Consider the following 26,084-nt stretch of genomic DNA (forward strand, 5'->3'; position numbering starts at 1 on the left):
TAAAACAGTACGCACCGCCGGCCGGCAATGCGTACTGTTTTGTTGTAACTTTAGACGTAAAACAGGATATCGGAATACGTCGGGAACGGCCAGTATTTCTTGCCAACCAGCAGCTCCAGATCGTCCGCAGGCTGACGCACTGCGTTCATGATCGGGATGACCATATCATGATAGTAATTCGACAGGCGCTTGGCATCGGCCTGCGGCGCCTGTGCAATGGCGTCGCTCAATTCGCCGCATTTTCTGTACAACTCCTCTGTCAACCCACAGACCTTGCGCAGCAGGTCAACCTCCATCGTATTGGATACGCCGACCTCTTTTTTGTTCCTTGCCGTTTGCGCCAACTCATTCTGGAACGTCGTGCAGGCGGGGAGTATCTCTTCCCGCGCCATATCGGCCATTGTCAGCGCTTCGATATGCAGCGTCTTATAATATTCCTCCAGCAGCGCCTCTTCGCGGGATTCCATCTCGATGCGGGTATAAACGCCATGCGTTGCAAACAGGCGGATGTTTTTCTCATCCGTGTAGTGCGGCAGCGCCTCGGCAGTCGACTTCAGGTTGAGCAGGCCGCGCTTTTCCGCTTCTGTAATCCAAGCGTCGTCATAGCCGTTGCCGTTGAAAATAATTCGCTTGTGAGCCTTGATCTCGCGCTTAATCAGCTCATGTAGCGCGCTCTCAAAGTCGGCGGCGCTTTCAAGCTCATCCGCAAACAGGCGCAGCTCCTCCGCGACCGCAGTATTAATCATGATATTGGGGCAGGCAATGTTGATCGCCGAGCCCAGCATGCGGAATTCAAACTTGTTTCCGGTAAAGGCGAACGGGGAGGTGCGGTTGCGGTCGGTTGTATCCTTCGGAATGTCCGGCAGCGCGGATACGCCGAGATCCATCTTGGTCTTGGTCATATCCGTATAGTCCGCATCCGACTCAATCGCATCCAGGATTGCCTGCAGTTCGTCGCCAATGAACATGGAAACGATGGCGGGAGGCGCTTCGTTCGCGCCCAAGCGGTGGTCGTTGCCCGCGGACGCAACCGAGATGCGCAGCAGGTCCTGATATTCGTCCACAGCCTTGATAACCGCAGTCAGGAACAGCAGGAACTGCGCGTTTTCGCTCGGCGTCCTGCCGGGCTCGAGCAGGTTTTCGCCCGTATCCGTGGAAAGCGACCAGTTGTTGTGCTTGCCCGAGCCGTTGACGCCCTCGAACGGTTTTTCATGCAGCAGGCAGATAAAATTATGCTTCTGCGCGACCCGCTTCATGACCTCCATGGTGAGTTGGTTATGGTCGGTCGCAATATTGGCTGTGGTAAACACCGGCGCCATCTCGTGCTGGCAGGGCGCGACCTCGTTATGCTTGGTCTTGGAAAAGATGCCGAGCTTCCACAGTTCTTCGTCCAGTTCCTGCATGAACGCCGCCACACGCGGGCGGATGGAGCCGAAGTAGTGGTCCTCCATCTCCTGTCCCTTCGGCGGCTTTGCCCCGAACAGCGTGCGGCCGGTGAAAATCAGGTCCTTGCGCTTGGCGTAGTCCCGTTTATCGATCAAAAAGTATTCCTGCTCCGGCCCGACCGTCGTTGTGACGTGGCGGACCTCCTTGCCGAACAGCTTCAGCACGCGGCAGGCCTGTGCGCTGATCGCTTCCATCGAGCGCAGCAGCGGCGTCTTTTTATCGAGTATCTCACCCGTATACGAACAGAACGCAGTCGGGATATACAGCGAGCCATCCTTGACAAAGGCGTAGCTCGTCGGATCCCAGGCCGTGTAGCCACGCGCCTCGAAGGTCGCGCGCAGGCCGCCAGAGGGGAACGAAGACGCGTCCGGCTCGCCCTTGATCAGTTCCTTGCCGGAAAACTCCATCATCACGCCGCCGTCGTCCGTCGGAGAGATAAAGGAATCATGCTTTTCGGCCGAAATGCCGTTGAGCGGCTGGAACCAGTGGGTATAGTGCGTTGCGCCCTTGGAGAGCGCCCAGTCTTTCATCGCTGTCGCCACAACGGCGGCAACGTCCGCATCGATCGCAGTCCCTTCCCGCATGGTCTTTTTGAGCTTGCGGTAAACATCCTTCGGAAGACGCTCCTTCATCACGGTCTCGTTAAAGACCATGCTGCCAAAAAGCTCGGGGACGTTCCTTGCCGTGTTCATACACATATCGCTCCTTACTACTCTGATATAGATTTTTCGTGATAACAATAAATAATCAGCCTGTTATTTGCTGCCCATATAACCATATAAAACAAGCGCTGCGGGGATGGTTTCCCACAGCGCGTTCTGCTGTTTACAAAAGAATTATAATCCGCATGCTTCCGGCTTGTCAAGGCCTCCTCCTCGTCTTTTTCCTCTTTGTTTAATCTGTACAGGTATCTTACGCGCGGGCGGTCCGTATTTTTCAGAATCCGCAAAGCGCCCGCTTCTTCCCTTTCCGTCGCATTGTCCGATTTCTTCATTTTTTGTATGATACCACCCAAAACCAGCCTTCGGGATACGACAAAATTTTTCCGGTTTTTTTCAATTGGGTAGAGAAATCGGAAAGGAATTATGCTATACTAAATTACATATGGGTTGCGGTGCGTGAAACGCGTATGCACGCCTCGAAAAATGATCTTCAAGGAGGGGAAACCGCGTGAAGCTGTCTTTTACCAAAATGCACGGCTGCGGCAATCATTATATTTATTTCAACTGCTTCGACCAGGCTGTACCCGATCCGGAGGCGCTTTCCATCCGGCTGAGCGAGCCGCATTTCGGCATCGGTGGCGATGGTATCATCCTGATATCTCCATCCGACCGGGCAGACGCGCAGATGCGGATTTTCAACGCGGACGGTTCGGAGGGCCGGATGTGCGGAAACGGCATCCGCTGCGTCGGCAAATACCTGTATGACAACGGCATGGTAAACGGACGGACAGCGGTCACGGTTGATACGCTTTCCGGTGTCAAAAGGCTCGAACTCGACGTTCGGGACGGCAGGGTTCAGTCTGTCCGCGTGGATATGGGCGCCGCCATTCTCCTGCCGCGCGATATACCGGCCGATTTCGAAGGCGATTCCGTCGTCGGCGCGCCGCTTGTGGTGGATGAAAGGGTTTATCACGTCACCTGTGTCTCCATGGGCAATCCGCACTGCGTAATCTTCCTGTCCGAGGATATCGATAGTCTCGACCTCGCGCGGACCGGACCCAAATTCGAGCATCACCCGCTCTTCCCTGCGCGCATCAACACGGAATTTGTCAATATCCAATCCGATGGCAGCCTGAAAATGCGCGTGTGGGAGCGCGGCTCGGGCGAAACTTGGGCCTGCGGCACCGGCGCGTGCGCCGTGGGCGTCGCGGCCTGCCTTACAGGGCGCGCGGAAAAAGGCAGCGATATCACCGTCCGCCTGCGCGGCGGTGATCTGAACATTCAATATACCGACGAAACCGTGTTCATGACGGGCGCGGCAACCACAATTTTTGAGGGGGAAATCGAGATATGACAAAGTACATCTTCGTAACCGGCGGCGTTGTTTCTGGTCTGGGCAAGGGCATCACGGCCGCGTCGCTGGGACGCCTGCTGAAAAGCCGCGGCCTCAAGGTGGCCGCGCAGAAGCTCGACCCCTACATCAACGTCGACCCGGGTACGATGAGCCCGTTCCAGCATGGCGAGGTCTATGTAACGGACGATGGTGCGGAAACCGATCTCGACCTCGGCCACTATGAACGCTTTATCGACGAGGACTTGAACAAATTCTCCAACCTGACCACCGGCAAGGTCTACTGGAACGTGCTCAACAAGGAGCGCGCCGGGGAATACCTGGGCGAAACCGTGCAGGTCATCCCCCATATTACCAATGAGATCAAGTCTTTCATTTATTCGGTCGGCAAGAAGACCTCGGCCGACGTTGTCATCACCGAGATCGGAGGTACAACCGGCGATATCGAATCCCAGCCGTTCCTTGAGGCGATCCGCCAAGTCGCGACCGAGGTCGGCCGCCGCAACTGCCTGTTTATCCATGTAACGCTCGTCCCCTACATCTCCGGCTCGAACGAGCCGAAAAGCAAGCCCACCCAGCATTCGGTCAAGGAGCTGCGCGGCCTCGGCATTTCCCCGGATATTATCGTAGCGCGCGTCGATCAGCCTATGGATGACGACATCAAAAGGAAGATCTCCATGTTCTGCACCGTGCCGGAGGACTGCGTAATTGAAAACCGTACGCTTCCCGTACTGTATCAGGCGCCCATGATGCTGGAGGAAAGCCACCTGTCCGATATCGTCTGCCGCGAGCTGGCCATCGGCGCGCCCAAGGGCGACATGAGCGAGTGGGTCGCCATGCTCGAGCGCATCGCAGCGCGCAAGGCGCATGTCCGGATCGCGCTGGTCGGCAAATACGTTAAGCTGCACGACGCATACCTGTCCGTTGCGGAAGCCCTGCAGCACGGTGGCTATGAAAATGAATGCTTTGTCGATATTGAATGGGTGGATTCGGAGGAGATCAACGACTCGACCGTGGACAAGCTGCTCGGCGAGGTCGACGGCGTCATCCTCCCCGGCGGCTTCGGCCCGCGCGGCATTGAGGGCATGATCTGCGCCGCCAATTATGCGCGCACACAGGGCATCCCCTATTTCGGCATCTGTCTGGGCATGCAGATTGCGGTCATGAGCTATGCGCGCAACGTGCTGGGCTTTGAAGACGCTAATTCGAGCGAGTTTGATCCGGATTCCACGCATCCGGTCATCGACCTGATGGAAAGTCAGCAGGGCGTTTCCAAAAAAGGCGGTACGATGCGTCTGGGCGCTTATCCATGTAAAATTCGTCCGGACACCATCATGTCTGCGGCCTATGGCACGGAAATGATTTCCGAGCGCCACCGCCACCGTTATGAATTCAATAATAATTTCCGTGAGCAGATCGAAAAACAGGGTATGCTGATTACAGGCACCTCGCCCACCGGCGAGCTGGTTGAAACAGTCGAGATCCCAAACCATCCGTTCTATATCGGCGTACAGTTCCACCCCGAATTCAAGTCCCGCCCCAACCGCGCGCATCCGCTGTTCAAGGCGTTTGTTGCAGCATCGCTGGAAAGGAGCAAAAAACATGCAGATTAATCAAAATTTTGACAATATCGCGCAGAGCTATCTGTTTTCCACCGTAGCCAAAAAGCAGCGCGAATTTCAGGCCGCCCATCCGGAAGCGGATGTGATCAAGCTGTCCATCGGAGATGTAACCCGTCCCCTGGTTCCTGCTGTGATCGACGCGCTGCACGCGGCGGTCGAGGATCAGGCCCGGCAGGAAACCTTCCACGGCTATGGCGACGAGCAGGGCTACAGCTTTCTGCACGAAGCGCTGGCCGGCTATTACCGGACGCATGGCGTTTCGCTTGATACCGATGAAATCTTTATTTCGGACGGCGCAAAAAGTGATCTCGGCAATATCCTCGACCTGTTCAGCGCAGATAATACCGTCCTGGTTCCCGATCCGGTCTATCCCGTCTATGTCGATACCAATGTCATGGCCGGCCGCAAGGTGATTTTTGCGGACGCCAACGCGGGAAACGGCTTCCTCCCGCTGCCGGATGCCGGCACAGCGTGTGATATCATCTATATCTGCTCCCCGAACAACCCGACCGGCGCCGCATATGACCGTGCCGGACTTCAGGCATGGGTGGAGTACGCCAACGCGCAGCATGCTGTTATCCTATATGATGCGGCTTACGAATGCTTTATCGAAGACACCGGTCTCCCCCGCTCCATTTATGAGATCGAGGGTGCCAAAACCTGTGCGGTCGAGTTCTGTTCGTTCTCCAAAATGGCCGGCTTCACCGGAACGCGCTGTGGCTGGACGATCGTCCCTAAGGCTTTGGCTGATGGAAAACTCAACAAAATGTGGCTGCGCCGCCAGACCACAAAATTCAACGGCGTACCCTATATCGTACAGAAAGGTGCGGCGGCCTGCTTTACCGAAGCGGGCATGCAGCAGATTCGGGAAACGCTCGGCTATTATAAGCAGAATGCCAAAGTGCTCAGCGAAACGCTCGATTCGCTCGGCATCTGGTACACGGGCGGTAAAAACAGCCCATATCTCTGGCTGAAATGCCCGAATAGCATGGATAGCTGGACGTTCTTTGACTACCTGCTGGAACACGCCCATGTGGTCGGCACGCCCGGCGCCGGCTTTGGCAAGAACGGCGACGGTTTCTTCCGCCTGACCGCGTTCGGCGACCAGCAGCGAACGGTTGAGGCGGCAGAGCGCCTGAAAAAGCTGCTTGGATAAGATAAAAAGGGCTGTCTCTTCGGAGTCAGTCCTTTATCCTTTGATCGGAGGGGTGTTATGGGTCTTATTTTTACAAAAACCTGTGTACTTTGCTGCAAAACCTTGGATGCTGACGCTGGGAAAGCCGCCATGCTTTGTCCTGCCTGCGCAAAGGCCGTGCGGGAGCAGTACCGATGCACCGAGCGGTTCCAGATCGACGGAGCCGATGATGCCGCCGCACCGCTTCTTTACACCGGTGCGGTCGCGGACGCGGTCAAGCGTTTCAAATTCAAGCACCGCCAGCACTATGCAGACTGGTTCGCCGCGCAGACCCTGCCGGTCTTAGCGGAGCGACTGGACACCTGGATGCCTGATCTTGTCACATTTATCCCCATCGGTGTGCTCCACTGGTACCAGCGCGGCTATAACCAGGCGGAGCTGCTCGCGCAGCGGATCGCCGCCCCGTTTTCGCTTTCCTGTGCCGCCACGCTGTGGAAGCGGCCGTTTACCCCCAAGCAGTCTGGCCGAAAGGACGCGGCGGCGCGGGAGAAGAACGCGAAACGCGCTCTGTGGATACGCGCCGGCATCGACCTTTCCGGTAAATCCGTTGTCCTTGTAGACGATATTATCACAACCGGTTCGACGGCTGCCGCGGCGGTCAAGCTGCTGCGCGAAATGGGCGCGACGCATGTTTATGTGCTTGCCCCTACCAGAACGCCGTCCGGCCGCAGAGATTAAAAAAGCAGGGAGATGGTGCTACCATCCTCCCTGCTTTTTCCATTTCAGTCGTCCCGCTCATCTCCCCAGAAAAACAGCGCAACCGTCCCTGGGCCGGTATGCGCACCGATTACTGTGCCGATACTGTTTATGGAGACCCTGCCGTTCAGATGCGGGAATCGCGCCTCTACCATATCCGCTACCGCGCGCGCATCTTCCATGCATGCGGACTGCGAAATAAAGCATTTTCCGCTGTAATCCAGTCCATTTTCCGCATGCTGCTCCATCATTTTAACAATTTCGGAAACGACCGCTTTTTTGCCCCGTATTTTCTTCCGAGGAACCAGACGGCCCTCAAAATCCACGTTGAGCAGCGGACAAATCCCCAGCAGCGTGCCAAAGGTTGCTGCAGCGGGCGAAATTCGGCCACCGCGCTTAAAGCTGGTCAGGTCGGTCGCAAAAAACCAGTGGTGGAGCCGGAGCTTGTTCTGTTCCACCCATGTGTGCAATTCATCAAGCGACATACCCGCGTCGCGCTTATCGCAGGCCGCATCCACCAGCAGCCCATAGCCGGAGGATGCCGCCAGCGTATCCACCACATAAATCTTCCGTTCCGGATATTTCTCCCGCATTTCTTCGGCCGCAATACAGGCGGACGCGCAGGAGCCTGACAGTCCGCTAGAAAATGACAGATGCAGGATGTCTTTCCCCTCCTGCAGCAGCGGTTCGAACAGCCGCTTGTATTCCTCCACATTTACCTGCGCCGTGGTGGGCTGCGCCCCCGCGGCTATTTTTGCAAAATACTCCTCATAGGGTATGGTTTTGCCGAGATCGTCCAGGTAATCTTCCCCCTCCAACTGAAAATGAAAGCTGGCGAAGGGTACCTGCCTCATCCGAAAGAATTCGGCGGGCAGATCTGCTGTCGAACAGCAGGTAAGCGCATATGAAACCATAAAACATTCCTCATCATTCCATCATTTGTTTCCAGTATACCATGAAACCGCTTTTCTGAAAAGGCATATACCGTAAAACGTCGACGCCTTGAAAGGCGGCAGAAAACCCGTTTCGGGAACGGTCCAGACATTTCTTTTCTTGACCTTTTCCCCCATCCATGTTATCTTTTGATTAGGATAACGCACGCAGGCACCGCGATTGAAGCACGCTTTCAATCGCTTTTTTTCTGCAAAGCAAGGAGCTGCCGCTATGGAAGAAAATATTAAATGGACCAAACTTACTCGTTGCGCAGGCTGCGGCGCCAAGGTCGGCGCCGGTATTTTGGCACAGTTGCTCGACGGCATAGAGGTCCACCGCGATCCTGATCTGCTGGTGGGCTTTGACAAAAGCGATGACGCCTCGGTTTACCGGCTGTCGGACGAGCTTGCGCTGGTGCAGACCGTGGACTTTTTTCCACCCATTGCGGACGATCCGTTTCTGTTTGGCCAGATTGCGGCCGCCAACGCCCTGTCTGACATTTACGCCATGGGCGGCGAACCAAAGCTCGCGCTTAACCTGCTCTGTATACCGGAGAAGATGCCCCAGAGCGCGGTCCATGCGCTTCTCAGGGGCGGCTATGGCAAGGTATATGAAGCCGGCGCGCTCATCACCGGCGGACACAGTATTTTGGATGAGGAGCCAAAATACGGCCTGTCCGTCACTGGCTTTGTCCATCCCGAGCGGCTGCTGACAAACGCAGGGGCAAGGCCGGGGGATATTATGTTTCTGACCAAGCCCCTCGGAACCGGCGTCCTCACTACCGCCGCCAAAGCGGAGCTTTGTCCCCCTGCCGCGCTCGCGCAGGCCTATCGCCTGATGGCAACCCTGAACAAAGCCGCGCGCGATATCATGGTGCGGTATCGCGTCCATGCCTGCACGGATGTAACCGGCTTCGGCCTTCTCGGCCATGCGGTTGAAATGGCGCAGGCAAGCGGGGTTGCGCTGACGCTTGACGCAAAAGGGTTCGACCTGCTGCCCGAAGCCCTCGCGCTGGCGCGCACCGGCATCCTGCCGGAAGGGATGTATCGCAACCGCACCTTTGCCCAGCCCTTTGTCGATGCGGGACAGACCGAGCTGGCTGTACAGGACCTGCTGTATGACCCGCAGACCTCCGGCGGGCTGCTGATCGCCGTCGATCCGGCGGACGCGGACGCGCTTTGGGACGAGTTGCGGCCATCCGTACCCAGCGCGCAGCGTATCGGCAAAGCGGCCGACTATACCGGAGGCGCAAGAATCATCCTGCGCTGACCGCGGCAATGGCTTCCAGCGCACGCCCGACCTCTTCTTCGGTCGTGAACCAACCGAAAGACAGCCGCACGCTTCCTCTTGGGAACGTGCCAAGCGTTTTATGAGCGGACGGCGCACAGTGCAAACCGCAGCGTGTCAAAATTCCATATTCGCACTCCAGCCGGTACGCCGCTTCCGCATTATCTTTTCCAGGGAAATCTAGGCTGAATACCCCTACCCGCCCCGCGGCGGTTCGGGGGCCGTACAGCACGACGCCCGGCACTCTCTGCAAGCCGTCCAGGAACTGTTCGGCCAGCACCCTGTCATGTGCGGCGACCGTCTCCACCGTAACGCCCTGCAGGTATTCCAGCGCCGCTTCCCAGCCGTAAATCCCCGGCACATTCGGTGTTCCCGACTCAAACCGGTCGGGCATATAACTTGGCTGTTCCTCGCTGTCTGACGCGCTTCCCGTCCCACCGGAAACAAATGGTTCCAGAGCCGCCGCGAAATCCGGCCGCAGAATCAGCGCCCCGATGCCCTGCGGCCCCATCAGGCCCTTATGCCCGGGAACGGATAGCGCCGCAAGCCCCAGCCTGCCGAAATCAATCGGCAGGTGTCCGGCCGTCTGCGCGGCATCCAGCGCAAACGGAACACCATGCGCAGCGCAGACCTGTCCCGCCCTTTCGGCGTCCTGCACCGTGCCGGAAACGTTGGAGGCGTGGCAAAGCAGCACCAGCCTCGTATCCGGCCGCAGCATCCGCTCCAGCGCCCGCAGGTCAAGGCATCCCTCCGCGTCGCACGGCACGCGCTCAAACCGCACGCCGTGCTGCGACATCTGCTGTAGCGGACGCATGACCGCGTTGTGCTCCATCGCGGAAACCAGACAGTGATCGCCCGGGCGCAGCGCGCCGTGCAGCAGCATATTCAGCCCCCAAGTATTGCCGGGCGTCAGCACCACATGCGCAGGGTCGGGAAAAGAGAACAGCGCACCCAGCCTTTGCCGCAGGCGCAGCGCGACCATACCCGCCTCCTGCGCGGCGCCATAGGACGACCGGTTGACCGTCGCGCCCACGGTTTCCACATATTCCTGCATCCGTTTCCCTACCGCCGGCGGTTTGGGGAACGACGTCGCGGCATGATCCAGATATATGGTTCTCATCGGCATCCCTCCATTGCCCTCTCTGTACAGGGCTCTGTTTTGACCAGTGTAGCACAGCCTGCAGCAAAAGTAAAATTTCGACCTCATTTTATTAAAGGAGATTCCCTATGAGCAAACACCACCGTCTCATCCTTCTGGCCGGTTTTATCACCGGCCTCGCTGCGCTGGGGCTTACCGCAGCAGGCAATCCCGCCAATATGGGCTTCTGCATCGCCTGCTTCCTGCGTGATATCGCGGGCGGGCTTGGTATGCACAGCGCCGCAAAGGTCCAATACATACGCCCGGAAATAATCGGGCTCGTACTGGGCGCGCTCCTGTCCGCCACGGCCGGCCGTGAATTCGAGGCGCGCGCCGGTTCCGCGCCCGCGCTGCGCTTTGTACTGGGTATGATTGTCATGGTCGGAGCGCTCGCTTTCCTCGGCTGCCCGCTCCGCATGGTGCTTCGGCTGGCCGGGGGCGACCTTACCGCCGTTTCCGGCTTTGCCGGCTTCGCGCTCGGCATCGGCATCGGTGTGTTGTGCCTGAAAAAAGGATTTTCCCTGGGCCGCGCCTATAAAGTAAAGCGGTCTAACGGCTTCGTCCTGCCCTGTTTTATGGCCGCCCTTCTTGTCCTTCTGCTTGCCGTACCTTCTGTGCTGCGCTTCTCCGAGGAAGGGCCGGGCGCGAGCCATGCCTACTGGCTGGTTTCCCTCGCCGGCGGGCTGATCGTCGGCGGGCTGGCGCAGAAAAGCCGGCTGTGTATGGCAGGCGGCATCCGCGACATATTCCTGTTCCGCGACTTCCATTTAGTGAGCGGCTTTGCGGCGATCTTCGCCACCGTGCTGATCGGCAACCTGCTGCTGGGCGGATTCCATCCCACGCTTGCCGTGCAGCCGATTGCCCATCATGATTATCTGTGGAACCTGCTCGGGATGGCAGCGGTCGGCTGGGGCGCTGTTCTTCTGGGCGGATGCCCGCTCCGCCAGCTCATTTTGGCCGGAGAAGGCAACGGGGACAGCGCGGTTACCGTATTCGGCATGCTGACCGGCGCGGCGCTCTCCCACAATTTCGGCATGGCCGGCAACGCGGATGCCATGACGGGCGGCGCCTTTGTCGCTGGAGGTGTGGGAACGCCCGGACAGATCGGGATACTGATCGGCCTGATCCTGCTGTTTATCATATCCGTCGTGAATCTGCACAAGGAGGAAAAAAACAATGGTTGATGCAAGAGGATATTCCTGCCCCATGCCGGTGGTCATGGTGCAGAAGGAAGTCAGCCGGAGCGCGCCCGACCAACTTGAGGTGCTGGTGGACGACCGCTGCGCGGTCGAAAATATTTCCCGCTTTGCCGGTCACAGCGGTTATGCGGTAGAGATTCGCGAGGTTGCGGATGATGAATTCTCTCTTCTGCTGACTAAACTGCCATGAATCGATATATTGCGACGTTCTACACCCACCTGAGCGCTCTTTTAAGCTTCCAAGCCCTGCAAAACGCGGATATTCCCGTCCGGATGCTGCCAGTCCCGCGCACGCTCAGTTCGTCCTGCGGCACCTGCGTCCAGTTTTCCGCCGAAACTGACTGCCGCGCGCTGCTGGATACGGATACCGAGGCAATTTACCTTGCGGGAACCACTGGTTATATTCTGCTTTGGCGCAGCGAAACCTGAAAGGAGTGACACCCATGTCGCCTTTCGTAATTGCCGCCGTAGGGGCCGGCGGGAAAACGACCGCCCTGCTTCATCTGGCACGCGCCCTCTCCCACCGTGCTGTCCTGCTGACCACCACGACCCATATGTTTCCAGTCCGTCCGCCGCTGTGCCGCAGCCTGCTGCTCGATCCCCCCCCCATCCAGCTTCAGGAACAGCTTCGCCGGACCGGAGTTACCTGTGCGGGTACGCGTTCTACAGACGGGAAAATGGGGGCGCTTCCCGCTGCCTTGCTGCAGCAATCCATCCGCGCTTCCGATATTACGCTTTGCGAAGCGGACGGCGCGCACGGCTTACCGCTCAAGCTGCACCGTCCGGATGAACCGGTACTCCCGCCGCAAACCAGCCTTTGCCTGATTGTTGCCGGCCTGTCCGCGCTTGGGCGACCGGTCGGGGCAGCGGTACACCGTTACCAGCTCCACCCCGTCTGGGCGCAGGCTCCCAGCCAGCGGATCGGTCCGCAGACCATGATATCCTGCATTCGGGAAACCGTCGCCGCGGTCGGACTTCCCCCTGACAAGCTGCGCGTCTTCCTAAATCAGTCGGATCTTACCGGTGTTCGGCCGCAGGCGAAGGAAATTTTGCAGGCGCTTTCCTCTGACGGCCTGGACTGCCGCATGGGAAGTCTACACGACACCCCTGCCCACTTCATCGACTGGCTGCTTCCCTTGACCTAAAAAACGGGCTGATACCAGCCCGTTTTTGTCGTTGCTTACAGTAACTCGATCCCCTTTTCTCCGGATAGCTCGAGAAGCGCTTCCACCACGCCGCCGCCGATTGCACGCGCCTTATCCGATATGGTATCGCAATAGGCCGCCTGTTCCGGCCGTGGGTCGATATCCGCGATCTTCAGCCCCGCCGATACCGGATAGCCCTCCCGAATCAGGCCGCGCAGAACGCCGTTTATCGTCGCGGAAACCGGCGTTTCTCCAATACGGGCGATGGTCTGCCCCGCGCGGACAATCGCGCCGATATCCACTGCCGCACCAGTTTCATCCTTAACAAAGCGCATCCGCCCTGCCGCCGGCGCGTGAATGACCCGTTCCACCGTATAACCCGCAATCGCCCCCGGCACACCCGTATCTGGTATTGCCGCACCCTGCCGAATCACACGCCCCAGATGGTGTCCCCGCATGGTCTCCACCACTGCGTCCACATCCTCGCCCGCAGTAAAGCCTGGGCCAATGCCAATCGTGATTTGAGCCAGGCTCCGGTCGGTACCCAAATTGTGTTTGGCCAAAATGGCATCCACCACTGCGGCGGGCCGCAGCACCCCGATGCAAGCCGCGCGTTCATCCACCAGCAGCGGCACTTCGCCCGTGCGGGATACCGCTGCCGCCTGCGCCACATCAGAAACGCAGCGGCAGCGCACGCCCTCCACCTTGGATGTCCCCCGCCAAACAGCCTCGCACAGCGCCGCCTTGCGCCGAATCGCGGAAGGGTCCGCACATTCAGTCGTGATCACCCTGAAGCCGCAGCGGTACAGGCGAACGATCACTCCGGTTGCCAGATCTCCTGCTCCCCGCACCAGCACCCACGGCCGCACTTCACGCTTTAACATTCCAGTTCACTCCTGCCCCAACAGATCCGTAAAATATTCCTGCGCCATCTGGTCGAGCATCTCATGTGCCTGTCTGTCGAACGCACGGTACCGCGCCAGAAGCGCGCGTCCTTTTTCAGTCAGCGACGCGCCGCCGCCCCCCGCTCCGCCGATGCGGCGCTCCAACAGCGCAAAGCCAAGCTGCTCCTCGCAAGCATGTACCACGCTCCATGCCTTGTTGTAGCTCATCTCCATGCGTGCGGCGCTGCGCCGCAGGGATCCCAGTTCCGCGACGCCCTCGAGCAACTGCGCCGCGCCCGGCCCGAAAAGCTTTCCCTCCCGCACAAGGCGCAGGCTTGCTTTCACCCGAATCCGCTCCGCCATTAGGTTTTCCTCCATCCGCCAATATGCCATCATTATAGCATGTCCCCTGTTCAAACGCAACGGCCCACCCGTTTTGCATACCTTTCGTTATATATTAATTAATATAACGAAAGGTGCGACAAAAACGCCCTGCGCTTTTCTATTCCTTATTTGTTGCCGAAATAGATTGCAGTATGGTATAATCGTGTTATACAAATGCCGCTGGACGCTTTTGTGAGCAGTCCGCAGCTTACCGCAGGAGGCTTTCCCTATGAAATTGATACGCACGCAGGACGCGGTCGGGCAGGTGCTCTGCCATGATATCACCCAGATTATCCCTGGCATCACAAAGGACGCGGTGTTCCGCAAGGGTCATATCATCCGCGAGGAGGATATCCCTATCCTCCTCAGCGTCGGCAAGGAGCATATCTATATTTGGGAAAATAACGAAACCATGCTGCACGAAAACGATGCAGCGGATATCCTGCGTGCAATCTGTCAAAACGCGCATATGCGCGCCACCCCTCCTAAAGAGGGGAAAATCGAGCTGATCGCTGAAGCCGACGGCCTGCTGCTGGTCGATATCGAGCGCCTGCGCGCGGTCAATGCGCTGGGCGAAATGATAATCGCCACGCGCGCCTCGGGCTTTCCCGTCAAGGCGGGCGACAAGCTGTGCGGCATGCGTGTGATCCCTCTTGTGATCGAAAAAGAAAAAATGGAGCGGGCTGCACGAACAACCGGAGACGAACCGCTCCTCCGACTGCTTCCATTCCGTCCCCGTTCTTTCGGCGTGGTCACAACTGGAAACGAGGTATATCATGGCCTGATTCAGGATGCATTCACGCCGGTGCTCGTGCGGAAAATGGCCGAATACGGCTGTAAAATGACCGCACATACGGTTTGCAGCGACAACGCGGGACAGATCACGGACGCAATCTGTCAGATGGCGGCCAGCGGCGTGGAGCTGATTCTCTGTACCGGCGGCATGAGCGTCGATCCGGACGACCGCACTCCGCTTGCCATACGGAATGCGGGCGCGAAAGTGATCAGCTACGGCGCACCCGTGCTGCCGGGCGCGATGTTCCTTGTTTCCTATCTGCCGGACGGGCATCCGGTCTGCGGCCTGCCGGGGTGCGTGATGTACGCAAAGCGTACCATCTTCGATCTGGTCCTGCCTCGTCTGCTGGCAGACATGCCTGTCACTGCAGACTGGCTCGCCGGTCTGGGGCATGGTGGGCTGTGCCTGAACTGTGCGGACTGCCATTTCCCGAACTGCGGCTTCGGCAAGGGCATATGACGCATCGGCTTCATCGTGGGAAACAGGAGGACGTTATGGCTTTTACCCATATTGATGCAAACGGCAATGCCGTGATGGTGGATGTAAGCGCGAAGCAGTCCTCTGTGCGCACGGCTTCCGCCTCTGGACGCATCCGCATGAGCGCGGAATGCTTTTCAGCTGTTCAAAGCGGCACATCCCAAAAAGGCAATGTGCTTGGCGTAGCACAGGTGGCGGGCATCATGGCTGCTAAACACACCGCCGACCTTATTCCGCTGTGCCACCGGCTGAACCTTACCAAATGCGAAATCGCATTTACGTTTTTGGAAGAAGAACGGAGCATCCAGGCTGTCTGCACCGTGCGTTGCGCCGGCCCGACCGGTGTGGAAATGGAAGCCCTGACCGGCGCTTCCACCGCGCTGCTCACCATTTACGATATGTGTAAGGCGATCGACAAGCGCATGGTGATCTCGGACATCCATCTGCTGAAAAAGCAGGGCGGCAAGAGCGGAGATTTCCGCTTTGCGGACAACAGCCATGCGTGACGCGCTCGGCCGCGAGATTAACTACCTGCGCTTATCCATTACCGACCGGTGCAACCTGCGCTGCCGCTACTGTATGCCAGCCGGAGGCATCCCGCTTTCCGCGCACAGCGCTCTGCTTCGGTATGAGGAGCTGCTGCGCGTCGCACGTGCGGCGGCGGCGCTGGGCATTGACCGGTTCAAGGTCACAGGCGGCGAACCGCTTGTCCGCCGGGGCTGTACGGATTTTATCCGCGCGCTGAAGGCAGTTTCCGGCGTGCGTCAGGTAACGCTGACCACCAACGGCCTCCTGCTCCCGCCTTTGCTGGACGAGCTGTGCCAAGCCGGTCTCGACAGCGTCAACATCAGCTTGGACACCCTCGATAACGCGCAGTATCAACGCATCACCCGCCGCATGCACACAGCAGACGACGTGCTCGCCGCCGTACGCCAATGCGCGGGGCGGCTCCCTACCCGCATAAACGCTGTGCTTCTGCCGGAAACAGCAGATCAACTCATCTCACTCGCGCGGCTGGCGGAGCAGCTCCCTGTAGACGTGCGTTTTATCGAACATATGCCGATTGGCGGCAGGAAAGCGCTTTCCGCCGCGTCTTCTTCCGTTCTTGACCGCCTGCGCACAGTCTGGCCGACGCTTGCGCCTTTTGGGGAGCGGCGCGGCAACGGACCTGCACGCTATTATTCCACGCCCGCTCTTCAGGGCTACATCGGACTCATCCAAGCGGTCAGCCATTCGTTTTGCGCAGACTGCAACCGCGTGCGCCTGACCAGTACGGGCATATTGAAGCCCTGCCTTTGCTATCCGCAAGGTACGGACCTGAAGCCGCTCCTGCGCGGCGGCGCGGCGGAAAACGCGTTGAGTACGGCCATCGAACAGGCAGTTTGGGCAAAACCTGCCGCCCATTGTTTTACCCGAACGCAGTACCCCGCCGAGCAAAGAAGCATGAACCAGATCGGAGGATAGTCAATGGGAAAGATAATCGCCGTATGTACGAGCGAAACGCGCGGCGTACAAAAGCAAAGCCGAAAGGAAGCTCTGCTGGAAAAGGATTGGGGTATCCGCGGTGACGCACACGCCGGACACTGGCACCGGCAGGTCAGTCTGCTTTCCGCAGAGGAGGTTGCTGCTTTTAACGCAAAAGGCGCGGATGTGCGCTCCGGCGCGTTTGGGGAAAATCTCGTGGTGGAGGGCATCGACTTCCGCAGCCTGCCGGTCGGCACATTGCTGCGCTGCGGGGATGTGCTACTTGAGCTGACACAAATCGGCAAGGAATGCCATCACCACTGTGCGATTTACGAAAAAATGGGGGATTGCATTATGCCGCGTGAAGGTGTGTTCGCCCGCGTGCTCGCAGGCGGGCAAATCTCCGCAGGCGATGAAATGACAGTCGAGCCGCGCACCGCGCCCTTACCATATCAGGCGGCGGTCGTCACCCTGTCCGACCGCTGCGCTTCAGGCGAGCGAGAGGATAAAAGCGGTCCTTTGGTCGCCGCACGGCTGGCCGCGGCCGGATTCGTGGTTGTCGAGCAGCTTGTCCGGCCGGACGAACGCGAACTGCTTGAGCGCAGCCTTATCCGCCTGTGCGACCAGCGGCAGCTCGACCTGATTCTGACCACGGGCGGCACAGGCTTTGCCCCGCGCGATATCACACCTGAGGCGACACGCGCTGTCGCGGAACGCGACGCGCCCGGCATCGCGGAAGCGATCCGCGCCGCGAGCATGCGCATCACGCCGCGCGCCATGCTCAGCCGCGCGGCGGCGGTCATCCGCGGCAAGACGCTGATTATTAATCTGCCCGGCAGCCCCAGGGCGTGTATGGAGGGCATGGACGTATTTCTGGACCAGCTCCCCCATGCGCTTGACCTCCTGCGTGGCATGCCGCAGGACTGTGGGCGCTGAGTTCTCTACATCAAAAAAGGAGGCTTTGATGCATACCATACCTCTTGAAACAGACCGGCTAATCCTGCGCAAATTTGAAGACAAAGATATGCAGCCTCTGCATCTTCTTTTGATGGATGAAACGGTAAACACGTTCTTACCCTGGTTCCCCGTCAAAAGTCTGGAGGATACCAGGACATTTTACGAAACGCATTTTGCAGGCAAGGCATATCATTTCGCAATTTGTCTACAAAGTGATAACATTCCGATCGGCTATGTAAAAGCAGATACGGACGACAGCCATGATTTCGGCTATGCGCTCCGCCGTGAGTTCTGGCACAGAGGGATCGCGACCGAGGCAGGCAAGACGCTTGTCGCGTATCTGCGAAAGGACGGTGTTCCTTACATCACGGCAACGCACGATAAAAACAACCCCAGAAGCGGAAAAGTGATGCGACAGATCGGCATGCGATATTGCTATTCTTACGAGGAGCAGTGGCAGCCTAAAAATATTCGGGTCGTATTCAGAATGTATCAATTGAATTTTGACGGACAGGACGACCGCGTATACCGGAAATACTGGAACCTTTATGATGCGCACTATGTTGAAAAGCATCTGTAATCTTGTCCGTATGCTATATTCCACCAAGAAATCCATGAAAAAGAAAAGAGAATCCCCTATGGAAAAACACATTGTATGGTTGCTCACGGCAGCAACGGCGCTCAGCCTGACTGCCTGCGACGGCACGGAAGCCGCATCCGGCGACGTCGCAGCAGGGCAGGAAACTGAACTGGTCGTTTTCGCAGCGGCCAGCCTTACCGAAACCCTGGACCAGATCGCCGAGGACTACAAAACCGTCGCGCCGGACGTGACGCTGACCTTTAACTTTGACTCCTCCGGTACACTCAAGACCCAGATCGAGGAAGGCGCGATGTGCGACCTGTTTATTTCCGCCGGCCAAAAGCAGATGGATCAATTGGATGCGACGGCTGACCCATCGGTCAACACCGACGGGCTGGATTTCTTGCTGGCGGGCAGCCGTGTCGACCTGTTGGAAAACAAGGTGACGCTCGCCGTGCCGGAAAATAACCCCAAGGGCATCGACAGCTTTGACATGCTGGCCGCGCATCTGGAAGCGGGGGATATCCTGCTCGCCATGGGCAACAGCGATGTGCCGGTCGGTCAATATACGCAAAAAATCCTTGCCTACTATGGCCTGGATGAATCAGCGCTCACCAATGCACAGTGTATCACCTACGGCAGCAACGTCAAAGAGGTCACCACTCAGGTCAGAGAGGGCAGCGTGGATGCGGGCGTTATTTACTGCACGGACGCTTACAGCGCGGGCCTGACCGTTGTCGATGAGGCGACACCCGAAATGTGCGGACAGGTCATTTATCCGGCGGCCGTGCTGCAAACCTCCGCGCATCAGGATGCGGCGCGGTCTTTTCTGGACTACCTTGCCGCAGACGAGGCCATGTCAGTGTTCGAAGCGGTGGGATTCTCTAAAGTCGCCTAACGGCGCAGGCTGGGTTCGGACAGAGAAAGGGATCCAGTCCCACACTGGTATCTGAGGAGGTAACGCGGGTGGACTGGTATCCGCTTTGGAACTCGCTGCGCATCGCGGCGATCAGCATCGTGCTGGTATGCTTTACAGGCATCGCGGCGGCATACTACGCCGTGCGCCTGCCCCGTGCGCTCAAAGGCGTTTTGGACATGATACTGACCTTGCCGCTCGTATTGCCGCCTACGGTCGTCGGATATTTTCTGCTGCTGTTGTTCGGCAGCCGGCGGCCACTGGGCATGGCGCTGGAAAGCGTCGGAATAAAATTCGTGATGACCTGGTACGGCGGTGTAATCACGGCGGCGGTCGTCGCGTTTCCCCTACTGTACCGCACCGCGCGCGGCGCGTTTGAAGCGTTCGACGAGACCTTAGCGCAGGCTGGGCAGACGCTTGGTCTCTCCAATTGTTACATATTCTGGCGTATCCGGCTGCCTGCCTGCAGGCAGGGGATTTTCGCGGGCGTCGTATTGGCGTTCGCCCGCGCGCTGGGCGAGTATGGCGCGACCAGTATGCTGATCGGCTATACGCCCGGCCGTACCGCGACCATCTCCACCACCGTCTATCAGCTGTGGCGCACCGGCGACGAGCTGCACGCATTTTACTGGGTACTGGTCAACCTTGCGATCTCGGCAGCGGTGCTGCTGACCGTGAGCCTGCTTGAGCGTCGCCAGCGGAAAGGAGGACATGTCGGGTGAACTTATTTGTCGATATCCGCAAGCGGCTGGGCTCTTTCACATTAAACGCTTCGTTTGAGACTGCGGACGCTGTTACCGGCCTGCTGGGCGCCTCCGGCTGCGGCAAAAGCATGACGCTCAAATGTATCGCCGGCGTGGAAAAGCCGGACGAAGGCTGGATCGTGCTGGACGGTGAAACGCTGTTCGATTCCGCTCGCGGCATCAACCTGCCGCCGCAAAAACGGCAGGTTGGCTATCTGTTCCAGCACTATGCCCTGTTTCCCCATATGACGGTGGAAAAAAACATCCTGTGCGGCCTGCACGCGGAAAAGGATAAGGCCACCCGCCAGCGGTGCCTGCGGGAAACGCTCGAAATGCTGCAGCTCACCGGTTTGGAAAAACACCGCCCAGCCCAGCTTTCGGGCGGACAGGCGCAGCGGGCAGCGCTTGCCCGCATGCTGGTCAGCCAGCCGCGCCTGCTGCTGCTGGACGAGCCGTTCTCCGCGCTGGACAGCCATTTACGCGACCAGCTCCAGCCCCAGTTCATGTCCCTGCTGCGCTCCTACGGGCGGCAGGCGGTGATGGTGACGCACAGCCGTGACGAAGCCTATCACCTCTGCACCCGTCTGTGCATTATGGAGGATGGCCGTATCCTGCGCGCGGGCGGCACTAAAGAGGTTTTTGCCGCCCCTGGCAGCGAGGCCGCCGCACGTCTGACCGGTTGCAAAAATATCTCCCGCGCGGTCAAAGCGGGCGCATATACCGTCGAGGCGCTCGACTGGGGCGTCTGTCTGACTGCCGCGCAGCCTGTGCCGGACAACCTGAAAGCGGTCGGCCTGCGCGCGCATGCTTTCCACCCGCAGGTTCCGTCCAACCGCTTGCCCGTGTTATGGGCAGACGCGTTGGAAGAGCCGTTTGAATGGATCCTGCTGTTCCGCTACCAGAGCCAAGCCGCAAGCGCGCCTGCGCTCTGGTGGCGCTTCCCCAAGGACAGGAAGCCGGCCGCGCTCCCTGATTCGCTCGGCATCGCGCCTGAGCATGTATTGCTGCTGACTTGAAAACGGAGGGTATCCCGCATGATCGAACGACTGCTGCAAACCGCGCTGTGTGAAATACAGGCCGGCCGGCCCGCGATGCTGGTATCCATCGTCCGCTCCACCGGTTCCACGCCGCGTAAGGCCGGCGCCCTGATGCTCGTTGGAGAAAACGGCCTGCTGTGCGGCACAATCGGCGGCGGACTGCTTGAGCATCGCTGCCTTGCGATCGCCTCGTCCGCCCTTACCGTACCGCGCTGTGAAGCCTTTGTGCTGGACAACCGGCAGGCGGGTAGCTTGGGCATGGTATGCGGCGGTACTGCCGAGGTTCTTTTTACCCCGCTTACCGACGCTGCGCCGCTGCAGCAGGCCGTGGACAGTTTCCGTGCTGTCCCGCCTGTCCGATTCTGCCTGCCGCTGGACGGCTCCGCGCCTCTACTCTCGCAGGAGCAGTCCATCCGCTCCTGCCCCGCTGTCGTCCTTCTGGAAGAGCGTCCAGTCCTGGCGCTCCCCTTATCTGATACCGGTCGGGTGTTTGTGCTGGGCGGCGGGCATGTGTCACTCGCCCTTTCCCGGCTCCTGTATCATCTGGAATTTCGCCATATTGTTATTGACGACCGCGCGGTGTTCTGCTCGCCGGAACGTTTCCCCCATGCCGAGCATACCCTTTGCATCCCATTTTCCCTACTCACCCAAACATTGGCCGGTCCGATTTCCCCTGCCGCCGACGATGCTTTCTGTATCATGACGCGCGGCCACGAAGGGGATACGGACGCGCTCCGTTTCGCCCTCTCCACCCCCGCTTCCTACATCGGCGTAATGGGCAGCCGTCGCAAGCGGGAGTCAGTCTTTTCCCTATTGGAAAGCGAGGGCTTCCTCCATGTGCGGCAGCGTGTCATCACGCCGATCGGACTTGCTATCGGCGCGCAGACCCCCGCAGAGATTGCGGTATCGATTGCCGCGCAACTCATCGCATGGCGCAGCTCAAAGACCGCCGCCGCCAAGCTGTGAGCGGCAGCGGCCGCCGTATTTTCTCCCGCTTAGTTCCTCGCTCTGTCCCGCTCTTCCTGTTTTTTAAAACTTGTGGAAAAAGTCTTGACATATCTGCTTATCCGAGATATAATATAAAAGCTGTCACGGTTGGAAAACATTGCGACGGATATAATTCGAGGTGTGGCTCAGCTTGGTAGAGCGCTTCGTTCGGGACGAAGAGGCCGCAGGTTCAAATCCTGTCACCTCGACCATAAAAAGGTTTTGCATCTTGCAAAACCTTTTTGTTTTACGCAGGAAAAAGCGGGTCCAGAATGGACCCGCTTTTTTCACACGGTGCTTCGGTCATAATCCCGCTATCAGACAGTGCATAAAGCGCTGGAATTCTCCCCCGCGTTGTTCCGCAATCTGATTGACCTCCGCGCCAGAAAGCGGCTGCATCAAAACCCCCGCCGCCATATTGGTGATCATTGCAACCGCAGCTACCGGCAAGCCGCAGTGCGCCGCTGCGACCACTTCAAATACCGTGGACATCCCAACCGCATCGGCTCCCATCGCGCGAAACATCCGGATTTCCGCAGGTGTTTCAAACTGCGGCCCATTCACGCCGCAGTAAACGCCGGACCGGAGCGTCACACCACAGGATAATGCGGCCTTTCGTGCGGTATCCCGCAAAGCAGGTGCATACGCAAACGTCATATCCGGAAAGCGCACGCCCAAGCTGTCGTCATTCGGTCCGGTGAGCGGGCTTTTTCCCGTCATATTGATGTGATCCTCAATCAGCATAAGATCGCCGACCGAAAACGATGTATTGATCCCCCCCGACGCATTCGTCAGCACCAGCGCGCGCACGCCAAGCGCTTTCATTACATAGACCGGATACGCGATCTCCTCGGGCGCATAGCCCTCGTAGCCGTGCAGGCGCCCCTGCATACAAAGAACCTTTTTCCCCTCCAGCATACCGCAGATCAAACGTCCGGTATGGTCCGGCGCGGTGGATACCCGAAAATGCGGTATCTCTCCGTACGGGATACACACCGCAGCTTCCAGCTCCTCCGCCATCGGGCCGAGTCCGGATCCAAGAACCAATCCGATTTCCGGCACAAACGGCAGCCTGCTTTTCAAATAATCCGTCGATTCATCCACTTTTGTTTTTTTCATACGATATGCCCCCTTACAGTGCGGACAAAATCCGGCTGGTACGTAACCGTACCTCTGCCTTAACCTTTTCCAGATCGATCGTGGTATACGAACCGTCGCGGTATAATACCTCGCCATCCACCATCGTCAGCCGGATATCCGCCCCCTGCGCCGCATATACCACGTTGCAGGCCGCATCCGTCATGGGTGTGAACTGCGGCGTATCCGTATTGATGACGCACAGGTCGGCCTTGCAGCCAACTTTGAGAAGGCCGCTGTCCGTCCGTCCCTGTGACAAAGCGCCTGCGCGTGTCGCCGCATACAGCGCCTGCGCGGGAGTAATTAACGTCGCATCGCGATAATACCCTTTATATGCCACAGCAAACAGGTACAAATCCTGCAGGATATTAAGATTATTGTTGGAGGCCGCGCCATCCGTACCCAACGCGACGTTAATACCCATATCGAGCATCCTGGGTACATTGGCATAGCCTGACGCGAGTTTGAGATTGCTGGCCGGACAGCAGGCAACGGTAACGCCATGCTTCTTGAGGATGTCGAAGTCTTCCCCCTCCAGCCAAACACAGTGCGCCGCTGTGGTCGGCACGTCGAATATGCCGTGTGCCTGCATATAGGCCGCCGGCGTCATGCCGTGCCGCTGCTTGCACGCCTCATGCTCCTCCTGTGTTTCCGAAAGATGAATATGCATCTGCGCGCCGCATGCCCCGGCCTGCGCGGCAACCGCCTCCACAACCTTGGGGGTCGAGGTGTACTCTCCGTGGATGCACAGGTCGCCCCGCAGCCGACCCTGATTCGCGCCGTTCCACTCGCCCAGCAGCCGCAGGTTATCCTGATATGCCGGCAGCGCTTCGTAAGAACTGTCGTCAAACACGGTAAGCCCCCTGCTCAAATTACATTTGATGCCGCTCTCCAGAATCGCCCTAGTCATCCCATCCAGAAAGAAATACATATCCGTGAATGACACCGTGCCGCAGGCCAGCATTTCAGCAATCGCAAGTTGTGTGCCGTGGTAAGCGGCCTCATCATCCAGCTTATCCTCAAATGGAAAGACCTTTTCATTCAGCCAGCGCTGCAGCGGGAGGTTCTCCGCATAGCCGCGCAGCAGGGTCATGGGCGCATGGCTGTGTACATTGTAGAAGCCGGGCAGCAGCAAACGGTGACGCCCATCGTACCGCTCACCATAATCCGCGTCCGGCGCGGCCGGCCCGATATAATCTATCATACCATCCCTTGTTCCTACATATTGCCCCCTTTTCAAAATGAAGCCTTCATCCAGTACATCAATGTTACAGAACAGCATTGTTTTCTCCTTTACCTTGGGTATGTATGGCGCGGTCTTTTTTCATTTGGTTGGAGGTTTCCCCAAACAACGTTCATCGGCACGGCATAGGTGGAAAAACGCACGCCGAGATCGGTGTTAAAATGATCGATCGATTTCATCAGCCCGATACAGCCCACCTGAAACAAATCATCCGGCGATTCACCGCGGCCCTGAAAGCGCTGCACGACTGACAAAACCAGCCGCAGGTTACCTTGGATCAACTCGTCCCTCGCCTGCTTGTCTCCCTGCTTCACGCGCAGCAGCAGTTGGTCGGTCTTTTTGGCCGACAGCACCGGCAGCCCTGATGTATTTACCCCGCAGATCTCTACTTTGGTTTGCATGGAAAATCCTCCTGCCTCATGCACAGGTTGTGCGTTCTATCAGGATTTTCCCCGCGGTTCGGAAAGAATATACCGACGAAATTTTTTGCCAGCCGACATGCTTCGACCGGATTTTCCGTCCGGATATGCTTGGCCGGAAAATATTTCTCAGCCGCTTCCACTTTTATTTTACCTTATTTCATCCGTATTCGCAAGGCAGCAAAGGAAAAAGACCACCGACAGCCGTCGGTGGTCTTTTGGTGCGGATGGGGGGACTTGAACCCCCACGTCCTTGCGAACACTAGCACCTGAAGCTAGCGCGTCTGCCATTCCGCCACATCCGCATATTCTCTTGTCTCGCACCTGAGAGAGTGGTGCGAGTGACGGGACTTGAACCCGTACGTCGATTGACACACGCCCCTCAAACGTGCCTGTCTACCAGTTCCAGCACACTCGCATTTGCTTTCTCATCGAGTCGCCTCACTGTCAGCGACAATATGTATTATATCGAATAGAACGAAGTTTGTCAACAGCTTTTTTCAAAAATTTTCCCAGACAACAAAGAATTCTGTCTGCTAAAAATCCGTTAAATTTCATCCACGCTACGTCTTCTTTTCAACACAGCGTTGACTTTTCCTATTCATCCTGATAGAATAGCAACAGTCAGGAGGAACCGCATCATGCCAGAAAAGAAAGTCAGCCGCCGTGTGCTCTATACGCGCAACGCGCTGCGCGACGCCTTTATTGATTTGATTACCGAACAGCCGTTATCCGATATCACCGTGACCGATATCTGCGCGCGGGCCGATATCAACCGCAGCACGTTCTACCTTCACTATCGGGATGTCGATGCGCTTCTGGTCGAAATTGAAAATAATATCATCGACCATATCGAGCAGGAGTTTTCCCGTGCGCCTCATGAGCATGTGTTCGAGGAGCTGGTAGCCTTTCTAAAGCTTCTACAGCAAACACCGCGCATTCCCAAGCTGTTGTATGCGCTTACCGGCGAGCAGGGTGATCCCCGCTTTATCCGCCGCCTGCAGCAGTTGCTCTTCAACGCTTTCCAGCAGGGATGGGACTTGCTCATGCCGGAGAGCTCCCGCAGCTATAAGTTTTTGATTTATTCCTATACTCTCCCCGGCGTCATATCCCTGCTGTCATCTTGGTTGCGCGGCGACGCGCCTGATATGACAGCCGAGCAAACCGTGGAACTGCTCCATACGCTGATTACGCATGGCATGAGCGGTATTTCACCGCTTTTCCTTCGCCCTGGCGCTGGGGTTCTCAATTTATCTTGACAAGCTTTTCGCAGGGTGCTATATTAAAAAAGCTGCAAACCAAATATGCTCGCGTTTTTATCGCCGGATAAAAATTGCTGCGCCAGACTTTCTATCGTAGGCCTTAGAAGATAGAAAGCGCTGGCGT

General features: G+C 57.9%; 26 protein-coding genes, 3 tRNA genes and 1 pseudogene. 20 read left to right on the top strand and 10 right to left on the bottom strand.

The annotated features are described in order from the left end of the window. Positions 1 to 50 precede the first annotated feature (50 nt). Entirely contained in the window at positions 51 to 2,138 is a 2,088-nt protein-coding gene (locus H8S45_RS01610; RefSeq protein ID WP_054326008.1) for a glutamine synthetase III family protein, read from the bottom strand. Positions 2,139 to 2,616: 478 nt separating this feature from the next. On the opposite strand from H8S45_RS01610, the gene dapF reads away from it, so the two are divergent. The 4 genes from dapF (at position 2,617) to H8S45_RS16830 (ending at position 6,954) form a co-directional block, all read left to right on the top strand. Beyond that, positions 2,617 to 3,462, top strand: coding sequence for a diaminopimelate epimerase (gene dapF / locus H8S45_RS01615; RefSeq protein WP_186949458.1), 846 nt, complete (start codon positions 2,617 to 2,619; stop codon positions 3,460 to 3,462). Continuing rightward, positions 3,459 to 5,072, top strand: coding sequence for a CTP synthase (locus H8S45_RS01620; RefSeq protein ID WP_147573703.1), 1,614 nt, complete (start codon positions 3,459 to 3,461; stop codon positions 5,070 to 5,072). The genes dapF and H8S45_RS01620 overlap by 4 nt, the downstream gene beginning before the upstream one ends. After that, positions 5,062 to 6,237 carry an LL-diaminopimelate aminotransferase gene (locus tag H8S45_RS01625; RefSeq protein ID WP_054326010.1) on the top strand — a complete coding sequence of 392 codons (1,176 nt, stop codon included), beginning with the start codon at positions 5,062 to 5,064 and terminating at the stop codon, positions 6,235 to 6,237. Before H8S45_RS01620 ends, H8S45_RS01625 begins: the two co-directional genes overlap by 11 nt. Positions 6,238 to 6,582: 345 nt before the next feature. Then, positions 6,583 to 6,954 (top strand): ComF family protein, encoded by a 372-nt coding sequence (locus tag H8S45_RS16830; protein WP_390126339.1) that lies wholly within the window; start codon positions 6,583 to 6,585, stop codon positions 6,952 to 6,954. A gap of 44 nt (positions 6,955 to 6,998) precedes the next feature. On the opposite strand, the gene H8S45_RS01635 is transcribed toward H8S45_RS16830, so the two are convergent. Next, positions 6,999 to 7,886, bottom strand: a complete 888-nt coding sequence (locus H8S45_RS01635) for a DegV family protein (protein WP_054326012.1) — start codon at positions 7,884 to 7,886, stop codon at positions 6,999 to 7,001. A 250-nt stretch (positions 7,887 to 8,136) separates the two neighbouring features. On the opposite strand from H8S45_RS01635, the gene selD reads away from it, so the two are divergent. Then, positions 8,137 to 9,174: a selenide, water dikinase SelD gene (gene selD, locus H8S45_RS01640; protein WP_054326013.1), complete on the top strand. Its 1,038-nt coding sequence runs from the start codon at positions 8,137 to 8,139 to the stop codon at positions 9,172 to 9,174. On the opposite strand, the gene H8S45_RS01645 is transcribed toward selD, so the two are convergent. Continuing rightward, positions 9,161 to 10,312 carry an aminotransferase class V-fold PLP-dependent enzyme gene (locus tag H8S45_RS01645; RefSeq protein WP_147573704.1) on the bottom strand — a complete coding sequence of 384 codons (1,152 nt, stop codon included), beginning with the start codon at positions 10,310 to 10,312 and terminating at the stop codon, positions 9,161 to 9,163. The genes selD and H8S45_RS01645 overlap by 14 nt on opposite strands. A 107-nt stretch (positions 10,313 to 10,419) precedes the next feature. On the opposite strand from H8S45_RS01645, the gene yedE reads away from it, so the two are divergent. Genes yedE through yqeC form a run of 4 tightly spaced genes read left to right on the top strand, consistent with a single transcriptional unit; the run spans position 10,420 to position 12,674 of the window. Continuing rightward, complete coding sequence (gene yedE, locus H8S45_RS01650; protein WP_054326014.1) at positions 10,420 to 11,514, top strand: YedE family putative selenium transporter; 1,095 nt, start codon at positions 10,420 to 10,422, stop codon at positions 11,512 to 11,514. After that, positions 11,507 to 11,719, top strand: a complete 213-nt coding sequence (locus H8S45_RS01655) for a sulfurtransferase TusA family protein (protein ID WP_054326015.1) — start codon at positions 11,507 to 11,509, stop codon at positions 11,717 to 11,719. Before yedE ends, H8S45_RS01655 begins: the two co-directional genes overlap by 8 nt. Next, positions 11,716 to 11,958 (top strand): DUF3343 domain-containing protein, encoded by a 243-nt coding sequence (locus H8S45_RS01660; protein WP_054326016.1) that lies wholly within the window; start codon positions 11,716 to 11,718, stop codon positions 11,956 to 11,958. The genes H8S45_RS01655 and H8S45_RS01660 overlap by 4 nt, the downstream gene beginning before the upstream one ends. A 14-nt stretch (positions 11,959 to 11,972) precedes the next feature. Further along, positions 11,973 to 12,674: a selenium cofactor biosynthesis protein YqeC gene (yqeC, locus tag H8S45_RS01665; RefSeq protein WP_147573705.1), complete on the top strand. Its 702-nt coding sequence runs from the start codon at positions 11,973 to 11,975 to the stop codon at positions 12,672 to 12,674. Positions 12,675 to 12,709: 35 nt separating this feature from the next. Here yqeC and yqeB read toward each other — a convergent pair whose 3' ends face one another. Both yqeB and H8S45_RS16130 read right to left on the bottom strand, forming a co-directional pair. Then, positions 12,710 to 13,558: a selenium-dependent molybdenum cofactor biosynthesis protein YqeB gene (yqeB, locus tag H8S45_RS01670; protein WP_054326018.1), complete on the bottom strand. Its 849-nt coding sequence runs from the start codon at positions 13,556 to 13,558 to the stop codon at positions 12,710 to 12,712. A gap of 6 nt (positions 13,559 to 13,564) precedes the next feature. Then, positions 13,565 to 13,954: a winged helix-turn-helix domain-containing protein gene (locus H8S45_RS16130; RefSeq protein WP_242977796.1), complete on the bottom strand. Its 390-nt coding sequence runs from the start codon at positions 13,952 to 13,954 to the stop codon at positions 13,565 to 13,567. A 217-nt stretch (positions 13,955 to 14,171) separates the two neighbouring features. Here H8S45_RS16130 and H8S45_RS01675 point away from each other — a divergent pair, with 217 nt between their 5' ends. From H8S45_RS01675 to H8S45_RS01720, 10 genes are all read left to right on the top strand, one after another. Next, the gene (locus H8S45_RS01675; protein ID WP_054326020.1) at positions 14,172 to 15,197 is read left to right on the top strand and encodes a molybdopterin-binding protein; all 1,026 of its coding nucleotides are present in this window, start codon (positions 14,172 to 14,174) and stop codon (positions 15,195 to 15,197) included. Between the two features lie 35 nt (positions 15,198 to 15,232). After that, positions 15,233 to 15,721, top strand: a complete 489-nt coding sequence (moaC, locus tag H8S45_RS01680) for a cyclic pyranopterin monophosphate synthase MoaC (RefSeq protein ID WP_082396680.1) — start codon at positions 15,233 to 15,235, stop codon at positions 15,719 to 15,721. Then, complete coding sequence (gene moaA, locus H8S45_RS01685) at positions 15,699 to 16,679, top strand: GTP 3',8-cyclase MoaA (RefSeq protein WP_242977797.1); 981 nt, start codon at positions 15,699 to 15,701, stop codon at positions 16,677 to 16,679. The genes moaC and moaA overlap by 23 nt, the downstream gene beginning before the upstream one ends. Before the next feature lie 3 nt (positions 16,680 to 16,682). Next, positions 16,683 to 17,615, top strand: a complete 933-nt coding sequence (locus tag H8S45_RS01690; RefSeq protein WP_054326023.1) for an MOSC domain-containing protein — start codon at positions 16,683 to 16,685, stop codon at positions 17,613 to 17,615. 28 nt (positions 17,616 to 17,643) lie between these two features. Further along, the gene (locus H8S45_RS01695; RefSeq protein ID WP_107630553.1) at positions 17,644 to 18,216 is read left to right on the top strand and encodes a GNAT family N-acetyltransferase; all 573 of its coding nucleotides are present in this window, start codon (positions 17,644 to 17,646) and stop codon (positions 18,214 to 18,216) included. Between the two features lie 58 nt (positions 18,217 to 18,274). Further along, on the top strand, positions 18,275 to 19,114 hold the full coding sequence (modA, locus tag H8S45_RS01700) for a molybdate ABC transporter substrate-binding protein (RefSeq protein WP_107630554.1): 840 nt from the start codon (positions 18,275 to 18,277) through the stop codon (positions 19,112 to 19,114). A 68-nt stretch (positions 19,115 to 19,182) separates the two neighbouring features. Beyond that, positions 19,183 to 19,854, top strand: a complete 672-nt coding sequence (gene modB, locus H8S45_RS01705) for a molybdate ABC transporter permease subunit (protein ID WP_054326026.1) — start codon at positions 19,183 to 19,185, stop codon at positions 19,852 to 19,854. Then, positions 19,851 to 20,891, top strand: coding sequence for a sulfate/molybdate ABC transporter ATP-binding protein (locus H8S45_RS01710; protein ID WP_054326027.1), 1,041 nt, complete (start codon positions 19,851 to 19,853; stop codon positions 20,889 to 20,891). The genes modB and H8S45_RS01710 overlap by 4 nt, the downstream gene beginning before the upstream one ends. Before the next feature lie 18 nt (positions 20,892 to 20,909). Continuing rightward, complete coding sequence (locus H8S45_RS01715; protein WP_186949460.1) at positions 20,910 to 21,878, top strand: XdhC family protein; 969 nt, start codon at positions 20,910 to 20,912, stop codon at positions 21,876 to 21,878. 156 nt (positions 21,879 to 22,034) lie between these two features. After that, a tRNA-Pro gene (locus H8S45_RS01720) sits at positions 22,035 to 22,111 on the top strand. 91 nt (positions 22,112 to 22,202) lie between these two features. Here the strand turns inward: H8S45_RS01720 and H8S45_RS01725 are convergent. From H8S45_RS01725 to H8S45_RS01745, 5 genes and pseudogenes are all read right to left on the bottom strand, one after another. Continuing rightward, the gene (locus tag H8S45_RS01725) at positions 22,203 to 23,018 is read right to left on the bottom strand and encodes a purine-nucleoside phosphorylase (RefSeq protein ID WP_186949462.1); all 816 of its coding nucleotides are present in this window, start codon (positions 23,016 to 23,018) and stop codon (positions 22,203 to 22,205) included. Between the two features lie 13 nt (positions 23,019 to 23,031). Beyond that, positions 23,032 to 24,240 carry an amidohydrolase gene (locus H8S45_RS01730; RefSeq protein WP_243182340.1) on the bottom strand — a complete coding sequence of 403 codons (1,209 nt, stop codon included), beginning with the start codon at positions 24,238 to 24,240 and terminating at the stop codon, positions 23,032 to 23,034. A 152-nt stretch (positions 24,241 to 24,392) separates the two neighbouring features. After that, positions 24,393 to 24,680: pseudogene (locus H8S45_RS01735) on the bottom strand (sigma-70 family RNA polymerase sigma factor); the annotation flags it as partial. Between the two features lie 237 nt (positions 24,681 to 24,917). Then, positions 24,918 to 25,003, bottom strand: a tRNA-Leu gene (locus tag H8S45_RS01740). A 28-nt stretch (positions 25,004 to 25,031) separates the two neighbouring features. Next, positions 25,032 to 25,116: transfer RNA gene (locus H8S45_RS01745), tRNA-Leu, on the bottom strand. Between the two features lie 223 nt (positions 25,117 to 25,339). Here H8S45_RS01745 and H8S45_RS01750 point away from each other — a divergent pair. Then, positions 25,340 to 25,957, top strand: a complete 618-nt coding sequence (locus tag H8S45_RS01750; protein WP_147573709.1) for a TetR/AcrR family transcriptional regulator — start codon at positions 25,340 to 25,342, stop codon at positions 25,955 to 25,957. Positions 25,958 to 26,084: the final 127 nt, after the last annotated feature.

Origin of the sequence: Agathobaculum faecis (genome assembly GCF_014287995.1) — a bacterium.
Classification (GTDB): Bacteria; Bacillota; Clostridia; order Oscillospirales; family Butyricicoccaceae; genus Agathobaculum; species Agathobaculum ammoniilyticum.